The organism is Acinetobacter sp. AM (genome assembly GCF_003105055.1).
Taxonomy (GTDB): domain Bacteria; phylum Pseudomonadota; class Gammaproteobacteria; order Pseudomonadales; family Moraxellaceae; genus Acinetobacter; species Acinetobacter tibetensis.
Window position 1 is genome coordinate 31,933 of sequence record NZ_QETG01000011.1, and the last position, 22,969, is coordinate 54,901.

The 22,969-nt window shown below is 38.9% G+C and carries 23 protein-coding genes; 10 read left to right on the plus strand and 13 right to left on the minus strand.

Going from position 1 to position 22,969, the window contains the following annotated elements; all coding sequences use genetic code 11:
- Positions 1–61: 61 nt before the first annotated feature.
- Positions 62–556: a CinA family protein gene (locus tag DCO44_RS07635; protein ID WP_116760618.1), complete on the minus strand. Its 495-nt coding sequence runs from the start codon at positions 554–556 to the stop codon at positions 62–64.
- Positions 557–697: 141 nt separating this feature from the next.
- Between DCO44_RS07635 and DCO44_RS07640 the strand changes: the two genes are divergently transcribed.
- The 4 genes from DCO44_RS07640 (at position 698) to DCO44_RS07655 (ending at position 3,402) form a co-directional block, all read left to right on the plus strand.
- Positions 698–928 carry a hypothetical protein gene (locus tag DCO44_RS07640; protein WP_116760620.1) on the plus strand — a complete coding sequence of 77 codons (231 nt, stop codon included), beginning with the start codon at positions 698–700 and terminating at the stop codon, positions 926–928.
- A gap of 232 nt (positions 929–1,160) precedes the next feature.
- Positions 1,161–1,811, plus strand: a complete 651-nt coding sequence (locus DCO44_RS07645; protein ID WP_116760622.1) for a TetR/AcrR family transcriptional regulator — start codon at positions 1,161–1,163, stop codon at positions 1,809–1,811.
- A gap of 106 nt (positions 1,812–1,917) precedes the next feature.
- Positions 1,918–2,838 carry an ornithine carbamoyltransferase gene (argF, locus tag DCO44_RS07650; RefSeq protein WP_116760624.1) on the plus strand — a complete coding sequence of 307 codons (921 nt, stop codon included), beginning with the start codon at positions 1,918–1,920 and terminating at the stop codon, positions 2,836–2,838.
- Between the two features lie 90 nt (positions 2,839–2,928).
- Entirely contained in the window at positions 2,929–3,402 is a 474-nt protein-coding gene (locus tag DCO44_RS07655; protein ID WP_228157530.1) for a hypothetical protein, read from the plus strand.
- A gap of 6 nt (positions 3,403–3,408) precedes the next feature.
- On the opposite strand, the gene DCO44_RS07660 is transcribed toward DCO44_RS07655, so the two are convergent.
- The 8 genes from DCO44_RS07660 to rpiA form a co-directional block, all read right to left on the minus strand.
- Positions 3,409–3,762 (minus strand): YnfA family protein, encoded by a 354-nt coding sequence (locus tag DCO44_RS07660; protein WP_116760628.1) that lies wholly within the window; start codon positions 3,760–3,762, stop codon positions 3,409–3,411.
- Positions 3,763–3,860: 98 nt separating this feature from the next.
- Complete coding sequence (gene clpA / locus DCO44_RS07665) at positions 3,861–6,137, minus strand: ATP-dependent Clp protease ATP-binding subunit ClpA (protein ID WP_116760630.1); 2,277 nt, start codon at positions 6,135–6,137, stop codon at positions 3,861–3,863.
- Between the two features lie 9 nt (positions 6,138–6,146).
- Positions 6,147–6,560 (minus strand): ATP-dependent Clp protease adapter ClpS, encoded by a 414-nt coding sequence (gene clpS / locus DCO44_RS07670; protein ID WP_116760632.1) that lies wholly within the window; start codon positions 6,558–6,560, stop codon positions 6,147–6,149.
- A gap of 14 nt (positions 6,561–6,574) precedes the next feature.
- Positions 6,575–7,327 (minus strand): DUF6776 family protein, encoded by a 753-nt coding sequence (locus tag DCO44_RS07675; protein ID WP_116760634.1) that lies wholly within the window; start codon positions 7,325–7,327, stop codon positions 6,575–6,577.
- Positions 7,328–7,405: 78 nt separating this feature from the next.
- Positions 7,406–8,455 carry an N-acetyl-gamma-glutamyl-phosphate reductase gene (gene argC, locus DCO44_RS07680; RefSeq protein ID WP_116760636.1) on the minus strand — a complete coding sequence of 350 codons (1,050 nt, stop codon included), beginning with the start codon at positions 8,453–8,455 and terminating at the stop codon, positions 7,406–7,408.
- 105 nt (positions 8,456–8,560) lie between these two features.
- Positions 8,561–9,682 carry a GGDEF domain-containing protein gene (locus DCO44_RS07685; protein ID WP_116760769.1) on the minus strand — a complete coding sequence of 374 codons (1,122 nt, stop codon included), beginning with the start codon at positions 9,680–9,682 and terminating at the stop codon, positions 8,561–8,563.
- Positions 9,683–9,845: 163 nt separating this feature from the next.
- Positions 9,846–10,529 carry a SprT family zinc-dependent metalloprotease gene (locus DCO44_RS07690; RefSeq protein ID WP_116760638.1) on the minus strand — a complete coding sequence of 228 codons (684 nt, stop codon included), beginning with the start codon at positions 10,527–10,529 and terminating at the stop codon, positions 9,846–9,848.
- A 152-nt stretch (positions 10,530–10,681) separates the two neighbouring features.
- A complete protein-coding gene (rpiA, locus tag DCO44_RS07695; RefSeq protein WP_116760640.1) occupies positions 10,682–11,353 on the minus strand; it encodes a ribose-5-phosphate isomerase RpiA in 672 nt (223 codons plus the stop codon).
- 105 nt (positions 11,354–11,458) lie between these two features.
- On the opposite strand from rpiA, the gene ilvA reads away from it, so the two are divergent.
- Complete coding sequence (gene ilvA, locus DCO44_RS07700; RefSeq protein ID WP_116760642.1) at positions 11,459–12,997, plus strand: threonine ammonia-lyase, biosynthetic; 1,539 nt, start codon at positions 11,459–11,461, stop codon at positions 12,995–12,997.
- A gap of 46 nt (positions 12,998–13,043) precedes the next feature.
- Here ilvA and DCO44_RS07705 read toward each other — a convergent pair whose 3' ends face one another.
- Positions 13,044–13,586, minus strand: a complete 543-nt coding sequence (locus DCO44_RS07705; RefSeq protein ID WP_116760644.1) for a hypothetical protein — start codon at positions 13,584–13,586, stop codon at positions 13,044–13,046.
- 156 nt (positions 13,587–13,742) lie between these two features.
- On the opposite strand from DCO44_RS07705, the gene DCO44_RS07710 reads away from it, so the two are divergent.
- Both DCO44_RS07710 and DCO44_RS07715 read left to right on the plus strand, forming a co-directional pair.
- Positions 13,743–14,393 (plus strand): potassium channel family protein, encoded by a 651-nt coding sequence (locus tag DCO44_RS07710; RefSeq protein ID WP_116760646.1) that lies wholly within the window; start codon positions 13,743–13,745, stop codon positions 14,391–14,393.
- Position 14,394: 1 nt separating this feature from the next.
- Complete coding sequence (locus DCO44_RS07715; RefSeq protein WP_116760648.1) at positions 14,395–15,735, plus strand: TrkH family potassium uptake protein; 1,341 nt, start codon at positions 14,395–14,397, stop codon at positions 15,733–15,735.
- Positions 15,736–16,018: 283 nt separating this feature from the next.
- Here DCO44_RS07715 and DCO44_RS07720 read toward each other — a convergent pair whose 3' ends face one another.
- The 3 genes from DCO44_RS07720 to DCO44_RS07730 all read right to left on the minus strand — a co-directional run bounded on the left by DCO44_RS07720 (position 16,019) and on the right by DCO44_RS07730 (position 20,743).
- The gene (locus tag DCO44_RS07720; protein WP_116760650.1) at positions 16,019–17,173 is read right to left on the minus strand and encodes a phospholipase A; all 1,155 of its coding nucleotides are present in this window, start codon (positions 17,171–17,173) and stop codon (positions 16,019–16,021) included.
- A 26-nt stretch (positions 17,174–17,199) separates the two neighbouring features.
- Complete coding sequence (locus tag DCO44_RS07725) at positions 17,200–20,139, minus strand: insulinase family protein (protein WP_116760652.1); 2,940 nt, start codon at positions 20,137–20,139, stop codon at positions 17,200–17,202.
- A gap of 154 nt (positions 20,140–20,293) precedes the next feature.
- The gene (locus DCO44_RS07730) at positions 20,294–20,743 is read right to left on the minus strand and encodes a GNAT family N-acetyltransferase (protein WP_116760654.1); all 450 of its coding nucleotides are present in this window, start codon (positions 20,741–20,743) and stop codon (positions 20,294–20,296) included.
- Positions 20,744–20,891: 148 nt separating this feature from the next.
- On the opposite strand from DCO44_RS07730, the gene DCO44_RS07735 reads away from it, so the two are divergent.
- The 3 genes from DCO44_RS07735 to DCO44_RS07745 are packed head-to-tail and all read left to right on the plus strand — an operon-like array spanning position 20,892 to position 22,855.
- Positions 20,892–21,899 (plus strand): adenosine kinase, encoded by a 1,008-nt coding sequence (locus DCO44_RS07735; protein WP_116760657.1) that lies wholly within the window; start codon positions 20,892–20,894, stop codon positions 21,897–21,899.
- A gap of 14 nt (positions 21,900–21,913) precedes the next feature.
- On the plus strand, positions 21,914–22,222 hold the full coding sequence (locus DCO44_RS07740; protein ID WP_165492958.1) for a Rieske (2Fe-2S) protein: 309 nt from the start codon (positions 21,914–21,916) through the stop codon (positions 22,220–22,222).
- A 15-nt stretch (positions 22,223–22,237) separates the two neighbouring features.
- Positions 22,238–22,855 (plus strand): OB-fold-containig protein, encoded by a 618-nt coding sequence (locus DCO44_RS07745; protein ID WP_116760771.1) that lies wholly within the window; start codon positions 22,238–22,240, stop codon positions 22,853–22,855.
- Positions 22,856–22,969 lie beyond the last annotated feature (114 nt).

Below are 22,969 nucleotides of genomic sequence, written 5' to 3' on the forward strand. Positions count from 1 at the left end.
TGACAAATTTTGACATTTATAGACAAAAATAAAACATTATTAGCCAAACCTCTAATCTTTCTTACTTCGCAGACAATTTACTGTCCATCGTGATTAATAACAAAACCGACGCTGCGACTTTTTCTGTCAGTACATTTAATCTTTGTTGTGGCGTCCCTGTAATCAAATAACGATAATCATGTAATTTCCCAGAAAAAAGAATTGAAATAAAAAAAGTCCCTTCTGGTTTTTCTGTGGTTGCACTACCGCCAGGTTTTAATAAACCTGTACAAGCCACAATCACATCGGCTTTGGTAAATAGTTTTTTCCCCTCATTTGCCAAAGCTCGTGTAACCTCTGCCGACTCAGCTGTATATTGCTGAATTAATTCTGGGGCAATATGCAACACTTGTAGCTTAATACTCGGATCGTAACAGACCAAACTGCCCAATAAAATTTCTGCACCGCTATGTTTATAAATAGAAAATTGGCTGCATAAAAAACCTGAGCTGGCACTTTCTATAAATGCTATTTTAAGCTGCTGGCGTTCTAATTCATTACAACATTGCTTGAGCATAATTTCCCCATTACACTTCATTACGCCATTTAAAGTACTATTTGTCTAATTCCTAGTCACCCCCCAAGCATAACGGTTTATTCCGCGCTTAAAAACTGATACAACTAAAAATAAAGCATAGAAACAAAGGCAGAGATTACAATGAAAACAACCGTCAAATATGTGGTTTTAAAAAGTAAAGATTATCAGCTTGGCACATCACTGTTTGAAGAGGAATTAGATGCAGATAGCCAATATTTTGATCAAATTCCGTTAGTTATTCACTTTCAAAATCGAGATTTCAAAGTGAAAAGCAAGGAGTTACAGCGTAAACAAATTCAAGATGACTTTGAAGAAAGTCAGACCATTTTAGTCAAAGTGATTGCACAATAAGTTTAATCGACTCAATAGCACAACAAGTTAAATAACAATATAACATGGAGAAACTTTACTCCATGTTATAAGCAAACCAATCTAAATATTAATGCACAAGAACAATATATAAATATAGTGTTATTAATTAATCTCATAACATGAGAAATACATATAAATACTATGGATTAAGTAAAATTGCGCAAACTTTTGCTATAATTTCAAGTGATTTTTAAAGATACTTTTCAAAAACATGCATGATATAGCAGATTTAGAACCGCTCGCACGTGATGTGCCACATACCAAACGTGGGCATGAGCGTTGTCTTGCACTTTTATTAAGTGCAAATGAGTTGTTTTTACAACATGGCTATGATGCTGTTTCATTAGACGATATCGTCAACCATGCGGGTGGCTCGAAAGCATCGATCTACAAATATTTTGGCAATAAAGAAGGTCTATTTACCGCAATCTGTGACTACCGTCGTGAGCAGTTTTTTAAAGATATTTGTATGCCCTTCGATATTGAGAAAGACGACTTACGGCATTATCTCATTCAAACTTTACTGCATTTACAAATTCATCTTGTCTTACCTGAAAATGCTTCGTTCTTTCGTCTCATTATGGAACAAACCCAGCGTAGTACGCAGCTTGCTCAACATATCCATGAACAAGGTCCAAAGCATATTCAAAATGCGATTGCTTGTATATTAACTAAAGCCCATGCGCTCGGACTTATTCGGTGCGAAGAACCGCAATATTCCGCCCAACTCTTTTTTGGCATCGTACGTAATTTAGAATGGCAAGTGCTGATGAATATCTATGTACAAGAAAATGAGCAAGAAAACTTAAAATATATTCATTATTGTGTCGACCGCTTCTTAGACGGTCATCAAAAAACCTAGTTTTTTTGCATTTCCTAACATTTTTAGTATATAACTGTTAGTCTTTTCTTTTAACCAACCAACAACTAATTGTTGTACATGAAACAGCAATTATTGTGGAGTAACCATGGCTCTACGTCACTTTCTTACTTTACGCGATTTATCGACTTTAGAACTCAACCAAATTTTGCATCGTGCAATCGAATTGAAACGAAAACAGCACGACAACGAAGTTTTTCAACCTTTCGTTGGTAAAGTTATGGGCATGATTTTTGAAAAATCGAGCACCCGTACACGCGTTTCGTTTGAAGCAGGAATGAGCCAATTTGGGGGCAGTGCAATTTTCTTATCTCCACGAGATACCCAACTCGGTCGTGGCGAACCGATTGAAGATTCAGCACGTGTTATTTCAAGCATGTTAGATATTGTCATGATCCGAACTTTTGGACACGATATTGTTGAACGTTTTGCTTCTTATTCAAAAGTTCCTGTGATTAATGCTTTGACAGATGACCATCATCCATGTCAATTACTTGCCGACATGCAAACCTTCCTAGAACATCGTGGGTCAATCGAAGGTAAAACAGTCGCGTGGATTGGTGATGGCAATAACATGTGTAATTCTTATATCGAAGCGGCACATATGTGGGGCTTCAAATTAAAAATTGCTGCACCGAAAGGCTATGAACCACAGGAGAAATTCTTATCTGAGTTTGCTCACTGTGTTGAATTGGTAGACTCTGCGGAAGATGCAGCAGTGAATGCTGACTTGATCGTGACCGATGTCTGGGCAAGCATGGGACAAGAAGAAGAGCAAAAAATCCGTGAAAAAGCTTTTGCTGATTATCAAGTCAATGAACGCTTAATGAACCTCGCTCACTCTGACTGTTTATTTATGCATTGCCTGCCTGCCCACCGTGGTGAAGAAATTTCTGAAACCATGTTAGACCATTTGAATGCTGTAGTCTGGGATGAAGCTGAAAATCGCTTACATGCTCAAAAGGCATTGGTTGAATTTCTTATTAATGAAAATCTTAAAAAAGACTAAGAAATCCCTCTAAAAAAAGCACCTTTAGGTGCTTTTTTTATTTCGGCGAAGATATAATCAAAACCATAATGTCTATAAGTGATTAAACATATGCAATTAAAAACTATTATTCTTGGTGTATTCACCGCGACTTTCACCATGATTGCTTTGGCACAACCTACAGATTTAGATCAATATTTATTAAAGAAAAAGATCGTCGATACAAATTACACCGTTAAAAATTCAACTGCGCTGAATGAAATTTTAGATTACATAAGTGATGAAGATTCTCGTACGATGCCCTATCAACTTGATCAAAACATCGTGATTGAAAAAATGCGCTTATATGCAAATCGGATGGAAATTTCAGGACTAATTACTTCGCCAGACTTTAAACAATTTGCCCAAGACATTGGTGATGATCAAGTTCATGAAATGATGAAAAAAACATTGGTTCATAGTTGTCCTAAATTTTTCGAACATCAATTCCAAAGAGTAAATCCATATCAAGTTCAAATTAAACTCACTTCAGAACAAAAAAATTATAATCTAACTTTAAAGAACTCAGACTGTAATTTTGAATAACTAAGTTTAACGGATGAGTCCTTGGGGTTGCATAATAATGATTGCTGCCCCAGTCAATACAATTGCCCCACCCAATACATCCCATCTTGAAAGCATGACTTGATCGACATATCGTAACCACATGAGTGCAGTAAAAATATAAATTCCTCCATAAGCAGCATAAATCCGTCCCGATGCCGCAGGATGCAAAGTCAGTAACCACACAAAAATTACCAGACTAAGCGCTGTTGGGATCCACAACCAATAAGAGCGTCCTTGATTTAAAATTAAATATGGAAAATAGCAACCTAAAATCTCAGCAATTGCTGTAAGTACAAATAAGAAAAATGTGCTCAAAATTTTGATTAATGGCATATCCATAGAGATATTTGTCACCGTCAGAAAATATAAATAAAGCGCTACTAAAAAATAAGCAAAAAATAACCCGTGTAAACACGGGTTATTGACAAAAAGGTAAATTAAGCAGGTTCAGCAGTTTGATCTTCAAACACTTCAAGTTTCAAACCAACAGCTTCACCATTTTCCATTTTCACAGAAACTGCTACATTGCCGCCATGTTCTGCCAACTCACCAAATAAAATCATTTCAGCAAGTGGTTTTTTCAAATGCTCTTGAATCAATCTTTGCATTGGTCGAGCACCCATGAGGCGGTCATAACCATGTTCAGCCATCCATTCACGCGCACTCTGATCGACTTCAAGCATGACTTTCTTATCATCGAGTTGCGCTTGCAGCTCAGTCAAGAATTTATCTACTACACTCTCAATAACAGTCGTAGGGAGTGCTTTGAATTGAATCACACCATCCAAACGGTTACGGAATTCTGGAGAGAATGCTCGTTTCATCGCTTCCTGATTATCACGACTATTGTCTTGTTCCATAAAACCAATACTGATACGAGAAATACTTTCTGCACCAATATTCGTGGTTAAAACCAAGATCACATTGCGGAAATCTGATTTACGACCATTATTATCAGTTAAAGAGCCATGATCCATAATTTGTAATAACAAATTAAAGACATCTGGATGTGCTTTCTCAATTTCATCAAGCAACAATACACAATGTGGATTCTTATGGATCGCATCGGTTAACAAGCCCCCTTGGTCAAAACCCACATAACCTGGAGGTGCACCAATCAAACGTGAAACTGCATGACGCTCCATATATTCAGACATATCGAAACGAACCAGTTCAACACCGAGCAACTTCGCCAACTGTTTGGTGACTTCTGTTTTACCAACTCCTGTAGGACCTGCAAAAACGAAGCTTCCGACAGGCTTGTCTGGAGATTTTAAACCCGCGCGTGACAGCTTAATGGCAGAAGACAATGCATCAATTGCTTCATCTTGACCAAACACTACGCGTTTTAAATCACGTTCAAGATTTTCCAGAACTGTTTTATCATCTTTGGATACTGTTTTCGGTGGAATCCGAGCAATCTTCGAAACAATATCTTCAATATTTTCAACAGTAATCAAGCTTTCATCTTGTTCAGCTTTCAAACGACGCTGTGCGCCTGCCTCATCAATTACATCAATCGCTTTGTCTGGTAAAAAACGATCATTGATGAATTTCGCAGACAGTTCTACTGCCGAAACCAGTGCCTTATCGTCATATTTCACATGATGAAAATCTTCAAATTTAGATTTTAAGCCACGTAAAATATCAATCGTTTCAGAAATAGATGGCTCATTAACATCAATTTTTTGGAATCGACGTGAAAGTGCATGATCTTTTTCAAACACTTGTCGGTATTCTTGGAATGTGGTTGAACCAATGCAACGCAATGATCCATTCGCTAAAGCTGGCTTGATTAAATTCGATGCGTCCATTGTGCTCCCCATACTTGAGCCAGCACCAATAATCATATGAATTTCATCAATAAATAAGACAGCTTCAGGTCTTTTCTTCAACGCATTTAACAATTGTTTTAAACGTTTTTCGAAATCTCCACGGTACTTAGTCCCAGCAACTAATGCACCAATGTCTAGACTAAAAATTTCAGCATTTGCAAGCGGCTTTGGTGCCTTACCATTAACAATAAGCCAAGCCAAACCTTCTGCAATAGAAGTTTTGCCCACACCTGGATCACCAACGAGTAATGGATTATTTTTACGGCGACGGCATAAAATTTGTGCCGCGCGCTCAATTTCTTTTTCACGACCAATGAGCGGATCAGTTTTGCCTTTTTGTGCCTCATGATTCAGGTTGGTCGTGTAAAGCTCTAATGGACCTGCATTGGCTGAAGATGTGGACTCCCCATCCAACTCTTCGGCTTCCTCTTCAACTTGGACTTCATCTTTACGCGTACCATGCGACAAGTATTGCGTTAAAGTTAAACGATTAATTTGATGACGTTTTAATAAATAGACCGCAAATGAATCCCGTTCGGAATACATTGCCACTAAAATATCTGCCCCTTCTACAGTGCGGTCACCGCCACTCGATTGTACGTGGAAAATGGCGCGTTGCAGAATACGATCAAAGCTTTCAGTGGGATGTGGTGCTTGATCGCTGTTTTCACCAAGTTTCGGAGTATGTTGTTCTACGTATTCTTCTAATTCTTTCCGTAAGACGATGATATCTGCACCGCATGCTTTTAATGCATTCACAGCAGAGTCGTTGTCTAGTAATGCCAATAATAAATGTTCAACTGTTAAGAACTCATGTCTCTTTTGACGAGCCATGCTTACAGCCAAACGTAATGATACTTCCAATTGACGACTGAGCATGTAACCCCCTTAATCTTTTGGCTCAATCTGACAAAGTAGTGGATGACCTTGAGATCGAGCGTAATTATTGACTTGGTTCGCTTTGGTTTCCGCGATGTCTCTTGGATATACGCCTGCAACACCTTTACCTTCGTAATGTACTGTTAACATTACTTGAGTGGCTTGGTCAAGATTCATTGCAAAGTATTGTTGTAAAATTTCAATTACAAAGTCCATTGGGGTGTAATCATCGTTCATTAAAACGACAGCATACAAAGATGGACGCTTTAATTCGGGTGGCGCAGTTTGTACAGCAACATCCCCATGCTCATCGTGCTGAGGTTCATCCACTAAACGCGGATTAAAATGCCAGTCGACTAAACCAGACTGATAAAAACTACTTTTAATGTCGTTTAGACAAATTGGGCGTTTCGAATTTCGCATATGATCATTTACAACTATTGAGCATTTGCTTCAGCTTGAGGAATTTCAGAGATATTGGCAGATGGTGACTCGACTGCATTCCCTTTCGCCCAACTAAAGCGTTTAATTACAGGTGTATTCGTTCCAGTTAAACGAACTTCTACAAATTGTGGGGTAAAGCCTTTAGGCATTGTCCAACGCCCAGTCAAACGCTCGTATTCATCAAAGTTAAAGTTTTTATCTTCCATTGGAACAACCAAAACTTCAGTGCCTTGAATAAGATGTAAGGCTACTTCCCCAGAAGTATTACGTTTACTTGGGCTAACTTGCACTAAATCTAGCTGATATTCAAAAGCATTTTCAGGTAAAGGCTTAATACTTAAATTTTGTATAGTTAAGCTTAGACCACCACGCTGGCGCAACACTTCACGATAAAGTGCACCCAAACTTCTAGCCTGATTTTCACTGTCCTTCGCTTGATTGAGTGCAGTGAATAAATCATTTGAATTACTGACTGCAACATCACGCTCTTGTACCGCGGTATTCATGCTTTTGTTTAAGCCTTCAAGCGTTTGTTTTTGCTTTTGTACAACTTCAACCAGTTGTTCGGCATCTGCATCATAACCAACCACTGTTAAACCCTGCCGATGTCCGACCGAATAGCCAATAAACCCGCTTCCGAGTACCAAAACGGCAGCACCAATCACCAAAGGTAAATTGGTTTCAAGAAAAGGCTTTTTGACAGGTTCATTCGATTGTGACGTAGTGTTCGAGTCAGTATTCTGCATCGTCATCTCTTATTTTGAATTATTCAAAACACACATTTAAATCTAAATTTAAATGTGTGTGAAGGTATTTAATAAGTTTTATGGTAATAAACCAATGCCTTCTAGTCCTGCTGTTTCAGCAAAACTGAACATTAAGTTCATATTTTGAACAGCCTGACCAGCAGCACCTTTGACCAAGTTATCTTGCGCAACTAAAACCACTAATTTCTTAGGTTGTGGTTTATATAGAGCAATACGCAATTGATTGGCCCCGCGTACTGAACGTGTTTCAGGTGAGCTGTTTTCAGGCATTACATCCACGAAACTTTCGTTTGCATAGAATTGTTCATACCATGTTTGTAAATCGACAGCAGCACCCGCATCCGTTAGGTCCACATAAATAGTACTGAGCATGCCACGAATCATAGGTACCAAATGCGGAACAAATAAGATTTGATCAAAAACACCGGTTTGACCAGAAATATTTTCTAAGGCTTCTACAATTTCAGGATGGTGACGATGTCCTGCTACACCATAAGCTTTGAAGTTATCAGCATTTTCAGTGTAAATCATACCCATACTGGCTTTGCGTCCAGCACCAGAAACACCTGATTTCGCATCAATAATAATACTCTCAGGTTTAACCAATGTGTCGCTATGCTTAAACAATGGTGCTAAGCCAAGTTGTACCGTTGTAGGGTAGCAACCAGGATTACCAATGACATTTGCCTGCTTAATTTTTTCGCGGTTCAGTTCTGATAAACCATAGACCGAATCTTTAAGCAGTTCAGGGCAAGCATGTTGCATGCCATACCATTTTTCAAATTGCACCAAATTTTGCAAACGAAAGTCTGCTGCTAAATCAATTACTTTAGTATTTGCTGCGACCAATTCTTCTGCATGCTTCATGGCTACGCCGTGCGGTGTCGCAAAAAACACCACATCACACTGTTTTAATTGTTCGATATTTAAGTCTGAATATTTCAGGTCTGTATGCCCACGTAGACTAGGGAACATATCATCGACACGGCGACCATCTTCAGTACGTGATGTCAGTACATTGACTTGTACATTTGGATGTCGAAGCAATAGGCGCAACAATTCAACACCTGTATAACCTGTTCCACCAACAATACCTACTGAAATCACGCGTTTTACCCCTATTCAAAAGCAGCCATTTTGTAACTGCGTAGTATGACAGGAAGTTGAGGCTTTCTAAACTGTTTTACTTGGATTTTATATGTTTTAGTGTTGTTAAAGCTTTAACTCAATGCAGGGGGAAATCACTTTGGTATGATCCAAACCTATACAATTCCGTCCAGATCGCTTCGCGGAATACAGTAATTGATCAGCAACACCAATTGCCCGTATAAAATCTTGCTCAAAGATCTGCGCTAAACCAAAACTGGCAGTCACTGATATTTTGCTGACTGATAACTGACTAGTTTCTATATTGACCCGAATACGTTCGGCAATTGTATAAGCCTGATGTTGGTCGTCTACTTGTAGCAGCAGAATAAACTCTTCACCACCAAAACGCCCAACCAAATCCTGATCTCGAACATTTTCTCGAATAATCTGCCCAACATGTTGCAGAATACTATCGCCAATCAAATGCCCATGTTGATCATTGATACGCTTAAAATGATCAATATCACACATCAGTAAAAAAAAGGTATCTTGAGATGTATATGAAAGTACTGACTTGGCTTTTTCATAAAAACCACGTCGGTTTAATAAATTGGTTAATGGGTCTTTCTGACGCTCATCATTCAACTTATGAATAATATCTCGCACCAAAGTTCCTAACAGAACAATCGCAAACCACATGCTTAAAAAAATACTTGCAGCAAGCATAATTAACCACCAAACAGAGGTGACCAACATGTCCGCTTCAATATTACTTAAAAATAGATAAATAATTAAACTGCGTACAAAGGTATAAATTACAATAAAAAAATAAGAAAAATCTACAATTTTATTAAATATATCAATGTTTTGATAATTTTTAAATATCGAAAATAAAACCAACGACTCAACTGTTGCGATAGCAAAATTAAGAATCAACATCCTGATCCATAATTCATTGTCTACATATGAAAAATAGCTCAGCAACAATAGTGCTATCACAATTAAACCAAAACACCAATACGAATGCGCATGGGCTTTTTTCCTTAATGCCATTGCATAAGCGCTTGCCCAAGCCCCAAATAAATACATCCCTCCCAGTAAAGGCGCGTACAAAGCCAACTCCAAATTAGACATAAAGCTTTGTGCTGCCACTGAAAAAGAAGGCACGATATAGCCTAGACCTAGCCAAAATAAGTATTTGGGAGCCTGATAAAAATAATGGCATATTAAAAACAAGCTTCCCATTAAGATCAGGCAAGCTGGAACAATTAATATAAAATAATGGGTATCTGTAAAATTCACGCCCAATACCAAAAATTTGTACTAAAAGTAACCGCAGTGTAGATGATTTATTGACTCATTCAAACTCAAATCGACCACATCAATCACATCGTAAAATTTAGGTATTTCAAGAAGAGAACCACCAAAAAGGTAATGTTGTATTTTTTAAGGTATGACGATGCTGTTTAAAGTCTGGATCGTATTCAGCCACTTTTGCCCAAAAATGAGCACTATGATCAAAATAAACGGTATGTGCCAATTCATGTACACACACATAGCGTGTAATTTCCAAAGGAAACAACACTAAACCACTATTCAACATAATGTCGTGCTTCGCACTACAACTCCCCCAACGCGTTTTAGGTTGCCGAATACTGCACTGCGAATATTGTAAACCCGTCTCACCAGCAATTTGTGCCAAATAAAGTGGTAAATGCTGCTTTGCATAAGCAATGACAAAAGCTTTTAAATATTGTTCAGGCTGTCGATCACTCACCCAAAGCTGATGATTTTGTTCATCAAAAATAAAAGATTGCTTTTGTGTTTTATAAAGAACTGGTAAAGGTTGCTCTAGATTAAACAGGTTCAATTGTATCGGTAGGCTTCGATCAAGCTGCCCCACTTTATTTTGTTGTTTTTGCCAAGTCTCAATCATCCATTGCTCAGACTCACCCAAGAAAGCCTGTATTTGTTTTTGGCTACAAAACTTCGGAACGGTTAAGCGAATTTGAGTAGGCTCAACACGTAAACGTAACCGTGTTGCACGAGCATGATGAGTGATTTGTATGTCAGGTAAGTCTGCTAAGGTCATTAATATTATTCTTTTATTTAATCATCCTCCCCAGCCCTCCTTTTTGAAAGAAGGGAGAAAACTAATAAGTAATAATTTTACTAAATGAGTTTTCTTGCACAAATTTTAAAGCAGTGCTTTAAAATTTGCTCAGGGTATGGGGAGATTTAAAATTAAACAGCAGTACGTTCTTCAATGCCGTTGTCTGTTGCAACGACAGCAATATCAGCTTTGTTTAATGCAAAAATACCATTACACACCACGCCCGGAATGTTATTGATGGTCTTTTCTAATTCAAGCGCATTTAGAATATTTAAGTTATAAACATCTAAAATCACATTGCCGTTATCAGTGACTACGCCTTCACGATAAACTGGGTCACCGCCTAAGCTTACGATTTTACGTGCAACAGCAGAACGCGCCATTGGAATGACTTCCACAGGTAATGGAAACTCACGACCCAATTGCTCAACCCATTTTGAATCATCAACAATACACACAAATTTCTTCGCAATAGAAGCGACAATCTTCTCACGCGTGAGTGCAGCACCACCGCCTTTAATCATATGCATGTGACGGTCAATTTCGTCTGCACCATCGACATAAGCATCTAAACCACCCACATGGTTCATATCAACCACTTCAATGCCGAGTTTCTTTAGACGTTCTGCGGTTGCTTCTGAACTCGCAACAGCCGCTTCAAGTTGAAGTTCTGGCAATAAATCAATTAGAAAATTAACGGTACTGCCTGTACCCACTCCTAAAATGCCGCCTTTTGGTAAGTGTTTTAAAGCGGCTTTCGCTGCTGCTTGTTTTTTCTCATCTTGGCTTGCATATAGACTCATGACATCACTCAACTTTTTTTCACGTTTTGCGCAATTTTAAAACGCAAATGTGCAGGGGTTTGTTACAATAAACGCCTATTTTAAACTGTTAGATGGAAAATTAACATGCTGTCTCGTTTGGTTCGACAAATTTTACAAGCAACGGTATACGACGTTGCAATCGAAACCCCACTCGAAGCAGCGCCACGAATTAGTGAAAAACTAAACAACAACATTCGCTTTAAACGCGAAGACTTACAACCTGTCTTTTCTTTCAAACTACGCGGCGCTTATAACCGTATTAGTCAATTGCCGAAATCTCAGTTGGAACGTGGCGTTATTACTGCTTCAGCAGGTAACCATGCTCAAGGCGTGGCTTTATCTGGTCAAAAGTTAGGTATTCGCGCCATTATTGTTATGCCGAAAACCACACCAGACATTAAAGTACAAGCCGTAAAACGTTTAGGTGGTGATGTTATTCTACATGGTGACTCATTCGATGTTGCCAATAAATATGCTATTCAACGTGCCAAAGATGAAGGTATGACATTTATTCCCCCTTATGACGATGAACTGGTCATGGCGGGTCAAGGCACCATTGCCAATGAAATTTTACGTCAATGGCGTGATGTCGAATATGTATTCGTTGCTGTGGGTGGTGGCGGTTTAATCGCAGGTATCGCAGCTTATTTAGGCGATGTTGCGCCGCATGTCAAAATTATTCCTGTTGAATATGACGAATCGGCTTGTTTAAAAGCAGCGTTTGAAGCCAATGAACGTGTGATTCTACCTCAAGTTGGTCTATTTGCAGATGGTACAGCAGTCGCACAAATTGGTGAAAAACCATTTGAAGTGTTACAACTGCAAAAATCAGATAACTCTGGGCCTATCGTTGAGCGTGACGTTGTACTGGTGAATACTGATGAAATCTGTGCAGCCATTAAAGATACTTATGATGAATGTCGTAGCATTGTCGAACCTTCTGGTGCAATGGCTTTAGCAGGCATTAAAAAATACGTTGAAGAACATAATATTCACGGTAAAAACATGGTGTCAATTGTTTGCGGTGCAAACATGAACTTTGACCGTTTACGCTATATCGCAGAACGTACAGAACTGGGTGAACACAAAGAAGCGATCTTTGCAGTAACTATTCCAGAAGAAAAAGGCTCTTTCCTTAACTTCTGTCGTGCACTACAAGGTCGTAACATTACCGAATTTAACTATCGTGCGAGCAATGCTTCTGCCGCGCAAGTTTTTGTAGGGATTAGCCTAAAAAGTGGTGAAAAAGAACGCCACGACATTCATGAGTTACTCAAAACTCAATATGATGTCGATGATCTTTCTGATGACGAAGTTGCAAAACTACACATTCGCTACTTGGTTGGTGGTCATGCAGATTTAGAAAATGAGCGCTTGTTCCGTGTCGAGTTTCCAGAGCGCCCTGGCGCATTGCTCACTTTCCTTGAGCGTTTAGGTCCAACCCATAACATTACCCTATTCCACTATCGTAACCACGGCGCTGCCGAAGGTCGCGTTTTGGTCGGTTTAGAAGCCAGTGATGCCAAACAAAATCCAGATGGCTTAATTGAAACATTGGAAAGTATTACTTATCCATACGTGGAAATTACTAACAATCTTGGTTACCAACGCTTCTTAAAATAATCAATTGAGTCAACCCAAACAGAGTCTTTATGGCTCTGTTTGTCATTTAAATAGACCAAGACATTTCAGAAGGTTGATATTTTTCAACTGTTAAACCAGCACCATCAAATTGCTGATTAAATAACGCACAGAATGCTTCTATTTTTTTCGACTGATTCGGTACGGCAAGCCAATAGTGCTCTTCTCCCCAAAGCAACAATAACGCAAAATTCTGAGATTTCAGGAATTTATAAATTTCATCTAAGATGATTTCTAAAATTTGATCCTGTACTCGATAAAACCGTCCAATCACATGCTCAAATTGTTCATAGTGTTTTAAGATTGGATCTGCACGTGATTGTATTTGTGCTTGCACCATTTCAATTTCAGTGATCATGTGCTGAAAAACAGGATGTGCTGCCAGTCCATTTTCCAAATATTGATGAATGTTCAATGCAATCAAATATTCAAAAGTTTGTTCATTTTCCTGAGCATTTAACCAAGCTAAAAAATGTTCTGCTTTTGCACGATACTTTTTTTTAGGTAATGGATGCTGTTTCAGCTCAGGAAACCACTTTCTTAACTGTTTATAAATTTTCTTTTCATTCATATGAAAACCCTAATTATTTTATTCATTTTGCTTTTACTACTAAATGTACAGTCAATGCAGCAAAACTTCATTTCAAGCATCAATTAACGCTATGATTAGACATTATGAAATTTTAATGTGTAAATAATAATACACCTAACAAAATAAGGACCTAACATGGCTCAATTTGCAGTGATTGGTTTAGGAAGTTTTGGTGCAACTGTTGCAACTGAATTGGTAGAATTAAAGCATGACGTGCTGGGTATCGATAGTAATAAAAAATATGTAGAAAACATTTCTGATGTATTAACCCATGCTGTCATTGCGGATGCAACGGATGAACACGTACTCAATGAATTAAATATTCAAAACTGTGATGCTGTTGTAGTGGCCATTGGGGAAGATATTGAAGCCAGTATTCTCTGTGTTTTGCATCTCAAGAATCTTGGCATTGAAAAAATTTGGGTAAAAGCAAAATCAAAATCCCACCATATGATCCTGAGCCATTTGGGAATCAATAAGATTATTCACCCAGAAGAAGATATGGGCGTCCGTGTTGCACAGTCGCTCAGCTATCCAATGGTCAGCCGTTATATGTCTTTGGAAGATGATCGCTATATGGTAAAAATTGAGATTAAAGACAATTTACATGGCACTCGCTTTCAAACCATTTGTGAGTACAACTCAGAAATTAAAGTCATATTACACAAGCGTGGCAAAGATATTTTATATCAGGTAGACCCCAATTTGGTATTACAACATGGTGATATCATTGTGGTTGAGGGTCATTTGGAACAACTACGAAAATTATCGAATCGTTTTAAATAATATGAAAATAATACGAAAAAAGCCCAAAAATACGGTTAACTTAAGCCCTCCTAGCTTATTAGCACTCGGCTTTTTAAGTTTTATCCTCATTGGGACCTTGCTGCTCAAATTACCCATTGCCCATCATGGTGATTTGTCTTGGATACATGCGCTATTCACCGCAACATCGGCAGTAACCATTACAGGTTTATCTGCTGTCAATGTTGGTGAAGCTTATACTGTATTTGGCAAAGTCGTCATTATGCTATTACTGCAATGTGGTGGTTTAGGTTTTATGACTTTCGCCATTTTAGCCGTGATGAGCCTTTCAAATAAAATTGGGCTAAAACAGCAAATTATGGCGCAGGAAACAATTGGACACACCAGTTTATCCAAGGTCTCTCATACGATTAAAGCGGTTTTGCTGTATTCGTTATTTTTCGAAGCCATCGGCACATGTATTCTCACAATTGCATGGATGCAAGAATATGACTTTTTAAAGGCTTTCTTTTACGCAGCCTTTTATAGTGTTTCTGCCTTTAATAATGGTGGATTTTCTTTATTTCCGAATAGCTTAATGGACTTTTCCAGTCACTACTTCATTACTTTTACCATTAGCATGCTGTATATCATTGGTGGGATTGGTTTCTTGGTCTTAATGGACATTAAACACCAAAGAAGCTGGAAAAAACTCAGCCCAAATAGCAAGCTAATTTTATTAACGATCACAGGTCTTAATCTATGTGCCTTTGTGGCATTTTGGCTATTAGAGGTCAATAATCCTCTTACACTAGCCCCAATGAGCACGATGGAACAAGCCGTTAATGCATGGTTCCATGCGACAGTTCCGCGCTCCTCTGGATTTAACAGTTTAAATGTAGGTGACATGACTGATGCATCTGCACTGGTGACCATGGTGCTCATGTTTATTGGCGGTGGCTCTTTAAGTACGGCAGGCGGTATCAAAGTCGGTACTTTTATTGTTGTCACCTTAAGCGTGATCAGCTTTTTACGCCGTGCTGATGAAATACGTATTTTTAATTTTTCTATCCCACAAAATACGTCATTCAAAGCTATGGCTGTAGTTTCTATTACCGCCATGTTGGTGTTTATTGGATTTTTATCCTTATTGCTGTTAGAACCTAAGCACCATTTCCTCGATTTACTCTTTGAAGCCGTATCGGCAGCCTGTACTGTGGGTCTATCACGCGGTATTACTTCCGACTTACAACCTGCCAGTCAAATTACCTTAATGCTGCTCATGTTTGCAGGTCGACTGGGTCCACTTACTTTAGCCTATATGATTGCCACGCCCAAAAAAACACGCTTAAAACATCCACCTACGGATATTCAGATCGGTTGAAGAATTCAAGATGCATCTCTACTCAAAAGACAAGATGTTTGAGAATTTAAGCAGCATCCAATTTTATTCCCTACAGACAAACCATGAACTAAGCGCAAGTAATCAAGTTTAAAGTGAATACAAACTCTTTTTCAGTAAGTGAATACAACGCAATTTACAATACAGAATACTGACGAATAAAAGACTGCAAAACAAAGTGAAAATAAACTACAAAATAATCCCATATTAAAGAAAAAGCCTGAAATTAATATTTCAGGCTTTTTAAAATTCAGATTGGAAATGATCAGTACCAATTGAGTAACGAAACCCCCAACCCGACATAGGTTGCACGATGATTATAATCAATCAAACTTTCCCCATAACCATCAAACAATTGAACATAGCCACGCAATTTACCACTAATTGGAAATGCCCAATCAAATTGAACTGCTCCGTGTGCATCATCACCACCTTTTAATGAGTGACGTAGCATCAATGAAAAATCATGGTCATTCCAACGATAAAATGCGGTTAAATCACCACGACCAATATAGTTTTTAATATCTGGATTGTTATCATCTTTCGCATCTTCTTCAATGCGATACCAAGGACGTAACATCAAGGCAAAGTTATCACGCTCAAAACCAACATTAAACATAATGCGGTTCCAACTACGTGATAGTGGATCTGCTCGACCATTCGATTGATGATTTAGGGTTACACCCAATAAGCGCGCATTTAAACCCAATATTTCATAATTGGTCCGAAACACCAAGCTTGCTTCAGGTTCATAGTTAGTTTCACGAAAAGGACGTGATTCATCACCATTATAAACTTGCCAACGTGATGATTGTGTATAGCCCAACCAAACATCACCATTATCACCAAATAAATTTTCCAACGCTTTGGTTTTTAACGATAATTGAAATTTGGCTTCCATTGAGGTGAGGTTGAGTTCCTCACCAGTTGGCACAGTATTGTTTTCGTTCGGACTAGATGGACGTTCATTTTTATCAGATGTCCAAAATCCCGGCATCAGATAAACGGGCTGATGCGCACGAATATTCCATGTTCCAAGTTTACTGGCCGTCGACAATTCCCAACGCTTATCCAGTAAAGATGTATTCAGGTTAATTGCTGGGCCTTCAGCAGCGAAAATATTACTTACACCATGACTAATTTTTTCTTTCAGCGTTTCTGGTTGGGTCGGTTCAGGTGTCAGTTCATTTGCGGCCTGACGTTCAGAAAGAAGTGCTGGTTTTTCTGCCTCCGGTACTTTAAACAAAGTATCGTAACAAACCAAACGATCAGCATTCGATTCTAATGCCACACAGGCTTCTGGGCTTGCTGGCGCAATCGAAGAATCTGGATTCATAGCATGTACATTCGCCACATACAATGAACTGAGCATGATCATGCTCAGTTGCAAAGTAGTGCGTTCAAATAATTTGAACGCCATAAACACACCTCTTATTTTTTATTGTATTAATTAACCTGATAGATCTTGAAACCAAGCGTTAACAATTCATCTTTTTTCGCCATTGGCGCCACAACAGCCTTATTGGCTTCTTGATTAAGTAAATATTGTTCCGCTACACGCTTCAAATCATCTAATGTCACGGCCAACAAGCGTTCACGTAATTGCTTGCGGAATGCAGGTGTCCGTGCATGCAACAACGCATAGCAAGCAGTAATCGCTTCGCCCGCTGGTGAGCCAGGTTTATCCATAGAAGCAATGAGACCTAAAATTGCTTCTTCCAACTGATGTGCTTGTTGTTCAGTATTCAACAACCAAGCCACACTGGCTTCAAAATCATTAAATGTTTCTGCTAAGCGTGGGTCACGGTAGCTATAGAAGCGGAAAGAACAAGCATTGCCATCATAACTTGCGCCACCACCATAAGCTCCGCCTTTTTCACGGATTGCACTATGTAAGAAACCATTACGCAAATACGCTGCCAATACCATGAGTGGTGCTGCATCAGCGTGCGCGACATCTACAGCAGGATAGGCTGATGCACAAAATTGTACATTGGCTTGGATTAGCCATGCTTCATCTGCATCGGTATCAACCTGCTCAGCAGTTTTTAAAGTTACAGTGTGTTTAGGAACATCTAACTTGTCCCACACATTTTGAATCTCTTCCACTAAGCGGTCTGATTGATGTTCTTCGCAAACCAACAAAAACTGTTTTGGTGCTTGTAAAAGTTTCAAATGAATCGCTTTTAATTCATTAATCAAATCATCATAAGCCGCTGCATCATTTTCAATACGACTAACCAAATCACCCAGCCAGTTTAATGCACCTAAACCTGTGTTGTGATAATCGCGTTGTGCCAAAGCACTGTGGTTACGTCCCGCAATTTGCATAGCGTAACTATGCCCTGAACCCGAAAGACGTGATGCCCAACGCGTTTTACGTTGTTGTAATAACTCGACAATTCGATCTTTTTCATCAAAACGTAGCTGTTCAAAAGCCAATTTCAACAAAGCAATACTGTCAAAATTACTCACCAACGATTTAGTGGTCAAAGTTAACCATGCACTAATCTTCTGTTTATCATCCACTTTAGAACGTAAAGAGGCACCCATACCCAAACCACCACTCACTGCGGTTTGCAGTTGTTGTAGCTCAAGATAATTATACTGACCCGCACCAACTTCACCCATCAAAATGGACAGCAAGTTAAAGTATGGCGATTGCACTACATCTTGCGGAATTTCAATCAGCACCTGATTATAGTAAATACCATTGGTACCTGCATGATAAAGGTTTAACGGGTAGTCAATACGGTTTGAGATAATCTCGCGCAACTGCCCTTGTACAATTTGTAGTTCCGCAGGTACATCTTCCAAGCCTACTTTAGGCAACAAATTTAAGTCATCAGGTGTATCTTGACGAACTTTCAGCGCTTCAGTTTGTGCTTGAATTTCTGCTTTTTCCGCTTCGGTCAGTTGTGCACCAATTTCGGCTAAACGAGCTTTTTCTGCCGCCGCTTCCACTGCAGATTTGTTGGCATCAGGCACCAAGGTCATTTGCACGCGATGCGGGTTATCAAGCAAATGTGTTTTGATAAGATTTGATAGCCACATCGGATCCTTGAGTTCTTCTTTCACTGCAGCAATGGCTGAATCGACATCCCAAACCGTGATTGGATCGCTATGGTGAATGGCGCTGCCCAAACCATTTAAGATGAGGCTTAGACCATACGGCATGCCATCACCATTGATTTCACGTTGGTGTAATTCAATTTGATGTAAAATCGCATCGACCATGTTTTGATCGACAGGTTTCGAAGCCACTTCTTCTAAAACTTTAAACACACCTGCTTTAAACTCTGCAGCATGCTCAGGGTTTGAACCTTGTACGCCACAGTAGAAAGTCATTTCATAGTTAGAGTCATCTACACCCATAATTGGGCCTGTAGACTGCGCATAACCGCAAGTCTCTAAATAATGGCGTAGCGGAGAAGCCGAATCTTCCAACAATACACCTTCTACAAGGCGCATTCCTAAACGTAGTTTGATCTCACTGGCTTTAGGCAATAACCATGAAATGATGTGATAAGTTTTGTCTTTTAAATCTTCTGCATCTACCGCATAAGTTTCAGTCACTTCAAGTGGCGCAGTCAGACGTCGTTCTTCTTTAGAAAACAGGGTTTCACCTTTTGAAAACTTCGCCAATGCCAAAGTTTCAAATTGTTCTTGTAAGTTATAAGCAGGCTCATTACCAAAGGTCATGAAAACTGCATTACTTGGGTGATAATGTGACTTATAGAAATTAACTAACTCAGGGTAAGTTAAATCAGGAATGTCTTTAGGGTCACCACCTGAGTTGTAATGGTAAGTCGTTTCAGGAAATAAGTGATGCGCAAGTTGGTGATATAACTGATCTGAAGGCGAACTCATCGCCCCTTTCATTTCATTGAAAACCACACCTTTATATACAGGCTCACCATTTTCAAGCTCAATGCGAATCCCTTCTTGAGCAAAATCTAATGGATTTAAATTGGCTGCAAATGCTGCATCCAAATACACTTCAAGTAAATTCTGGAAATCTTTTTTATTCTGGGTTGCAAATGGATACGCCGTCCAATCCGCAGCGGTAAACGCATTCATAAAAGTATTTAATGAACGTCGAATCATTAAGAAGAACGGGTCACGCACTGGGAATTTTTCAGAACCACACAATGCTGTATGTTCTAAAATATGCGCTTCACCTTTTGAATCCATGGGTTGGGTACGAAAAGCCACCAAGAACACATTTTCATCGTGGTTAGTCGCAAGATGATAATGTACAGCGCCAGTCACTTTATGCTGATACTCGGTCACTAAAATATCTAAGGCTTCAACATGGTGTTGACGAATCAACTGAAACGCGGGATGTACAGTTTGGGAAAGGGTTTCAGTCACATCTACAGTCATGTGCGCTCCTAATAATCTTTTAAATAAAACTGAAATGATTATAGCTTTAGTTTGAGCCATAATTCACGTATAAACCCGAGTATTTTATTCAGGTCTGGAACAATACACAGTAACACACTGTGCATTGTGTTAAATGCAGTAAATTACTGAAAAACTAGATTAAATATTTAAAGTAGTTATAGCTTGGATTATTTTCGACCCAAACATAGTTCTGTTTTTGATAAAAATCTGCGGCTAATCGTGTATCTGTATGTAAACAGAGCGCTGAAAAGTTAGGTTTAGCTTTATTTTCCAAGTATGCCAACAGGTCTTTTCCAACGCCATGTCGTCTATATTTGGGGTGTACATAAAAACGTCTTACTCGACCAATTCGGCTTTTTTGCCCATCTTCTTCACGTTGTTGATTTAATCCACCACACCCAATCAGCTTTTCACCATCATAAGCAACTAAAAAAAATTCACCTTCATCCTGAAATCTATTTTTGCCATTGGCAAATTCTTCAATTAAACACTGAACAATATTGAATCCTTCTTTATTTGCAAGTTTGAGTAAACTATCAATCTGAGTGGGTAATTGTGTCGCTTCTTTAATGATGAGGTCCATGTTTTATCTATTACCTAACACTGGTTTTTGCCTATTAAACAATAAAACACAATCAATTACGCATAATCTTGAATTTTATTCACAAAACTTCTGCAATCCTGAGCATTGGTGTAAACTTAGCGTTTTATTTTAGATGTGATTGAACGACATGACCTCTGTTGATCTTTTTGCAATTGGTAATGCGCTGATTGACCAAGAATTTAAAGTTTCTGATGAATTTCTTACGCAACACAATCTGCAAAAAGGAACCATGCAACTCACTGATGGCGATCAACAAGCAAATTTATATACTCAACTGCAACAGTCTGAAGTTTATAAAGGTCAGGCTTCTGGCGGTTCTGCTGCCAATACAACCGTGGCATTTAGCGCACTTGGTGGTACAGCATTTTATGGCTGCCGCGTAGGTAATGATGAATTAGGTAAAATTTATTTAGACGGCCTAAACGAAGCAGGCATTCAAACCACCGCTAAATCAGTCAGTGATGGTGTAACGGGCACGTGTATGGTTCTAGTCAGCCCTGACTCAGAACGTACTATGCAAACTTACCTAGGTATTACCGCGGAACTTTCTGCAGAACAAATTGACTTCGAACCTTTAAAAAATGCGCAATGGCTTTATATTGAAGGTTATCTATCTACAAGCACTACTGCACGTGTTGCAGTCAAACAAGCCCGTGAAATTGCGCGTGCGAATCAAGTCAAAATTGCATTAACGCTGTCTGATCCAGCCATGGTGCAATATGCGCGTGAAGGCTTAAATGAATTGTTAGATGATGGCGTAGATTTACTCTTCTGTAATCAACAAGAAGCCATGATGTATACAGAGACTACGACAGTTGAAGATGCATTAGCAAAATTGAAGCTACATAGTAAATACGTTGTAATTACATTAAGCGCAGAAGGCGCGATTATTTCATCTGAACAAGAAACCATTCGTGTGCCTGGTCGTGCAGTGACTGCGGTTGATGCCAATGGTGCTGGCGATGCATTTGCTGGTTCATTCCTATATGCATTGAACACAGGCGAAAATTTACAGACTGCTGCTGAACTCGCCATTTTAATTTCAAGTGAAGTGGTTTCACAGTTTGGTCCACGTCTTGCCAATCAAGACTATGCACAATTGCTAACAAACTTTCAAAAGAAGGAATGTGCCTAATGCATAAACTTTGTATGACCGAAGACATTCCAGAGCGTGAAGCACGTGCTTTTGAAACGCCGAATGGTGATACGATTTTTATTACACAGCGCGATGGTGCTTTTTTTGCCTATCAGAATGTTTGCCCACATCTACAAGTTGAACTTGAATTTCTTGAAAATCAATTTCTAGACCGTGATCAAGAATATATAGAGTGCTCTACACACGGTGCACTCTTTACCGTAGAGACGGGCGAATGCATATCTGGTCCTTGCCTAGGTCAGTCACTTGAAAAGGTCGAGATAACTGTGCATTCTGATGGTGGAATCTACCTACCTGAATAATATATGGAATTTGCCATGCTTGAGTTAATACACGATATAAATTTAATGCCGTTTCATTTAAGTTTATTAGCACTTGTATTACTCAGCTTGGTAGAAACCATTGGTTACTTTTTACACATTCAACCAAGCCAATTTTTGAAGCGTGTTATTCCTCAAAAACTCGCAGAAGCTCCCTTACTCAACGTAAAATTTTCCAAAATCTTAATTTTAGTCTTCCTGTTGATGAATTTCAGTTTTTCTGGCTATTTCCTTCAATTTAGTTATTTCGCACAACAAGAAAGTTTTTTACCAGCATATTACGTCATTCTTCCCGCATTAATTATCGCAATTTTCTTTACTGTATTTATGATTCATTGCCTAGATCAGGTGATTAGACCTACGCAAATGCAGCTCCAGTCTAATTTGTTGGGTAGACTCGCAACGATTTCGAGTGGTAATGCTCGACCAGGTTTTTCCGCCCAAGCTCGAGTTAGAGATGAATATGGTCAACTGCACTATGTACAAGTCGAACCAGAATTTGGCGAATTGGAATTTCAATCTCAAATTATTTTAATTCGCATTAAACATGCACATTACATCGCCAAAAAAATCTCAAAATCAAATGAACTTTTCTCTAACGACTTACACAAATAAGTAAGCTGTCGAATTCTTAGCGCCCTTCAAGCTTTAATCCTTATGCGCTTCTATTCCCCCTTAATACTTTACTAAGTTTAATTCAGCGAATAAATCACAACAGCTCAAGGGCTT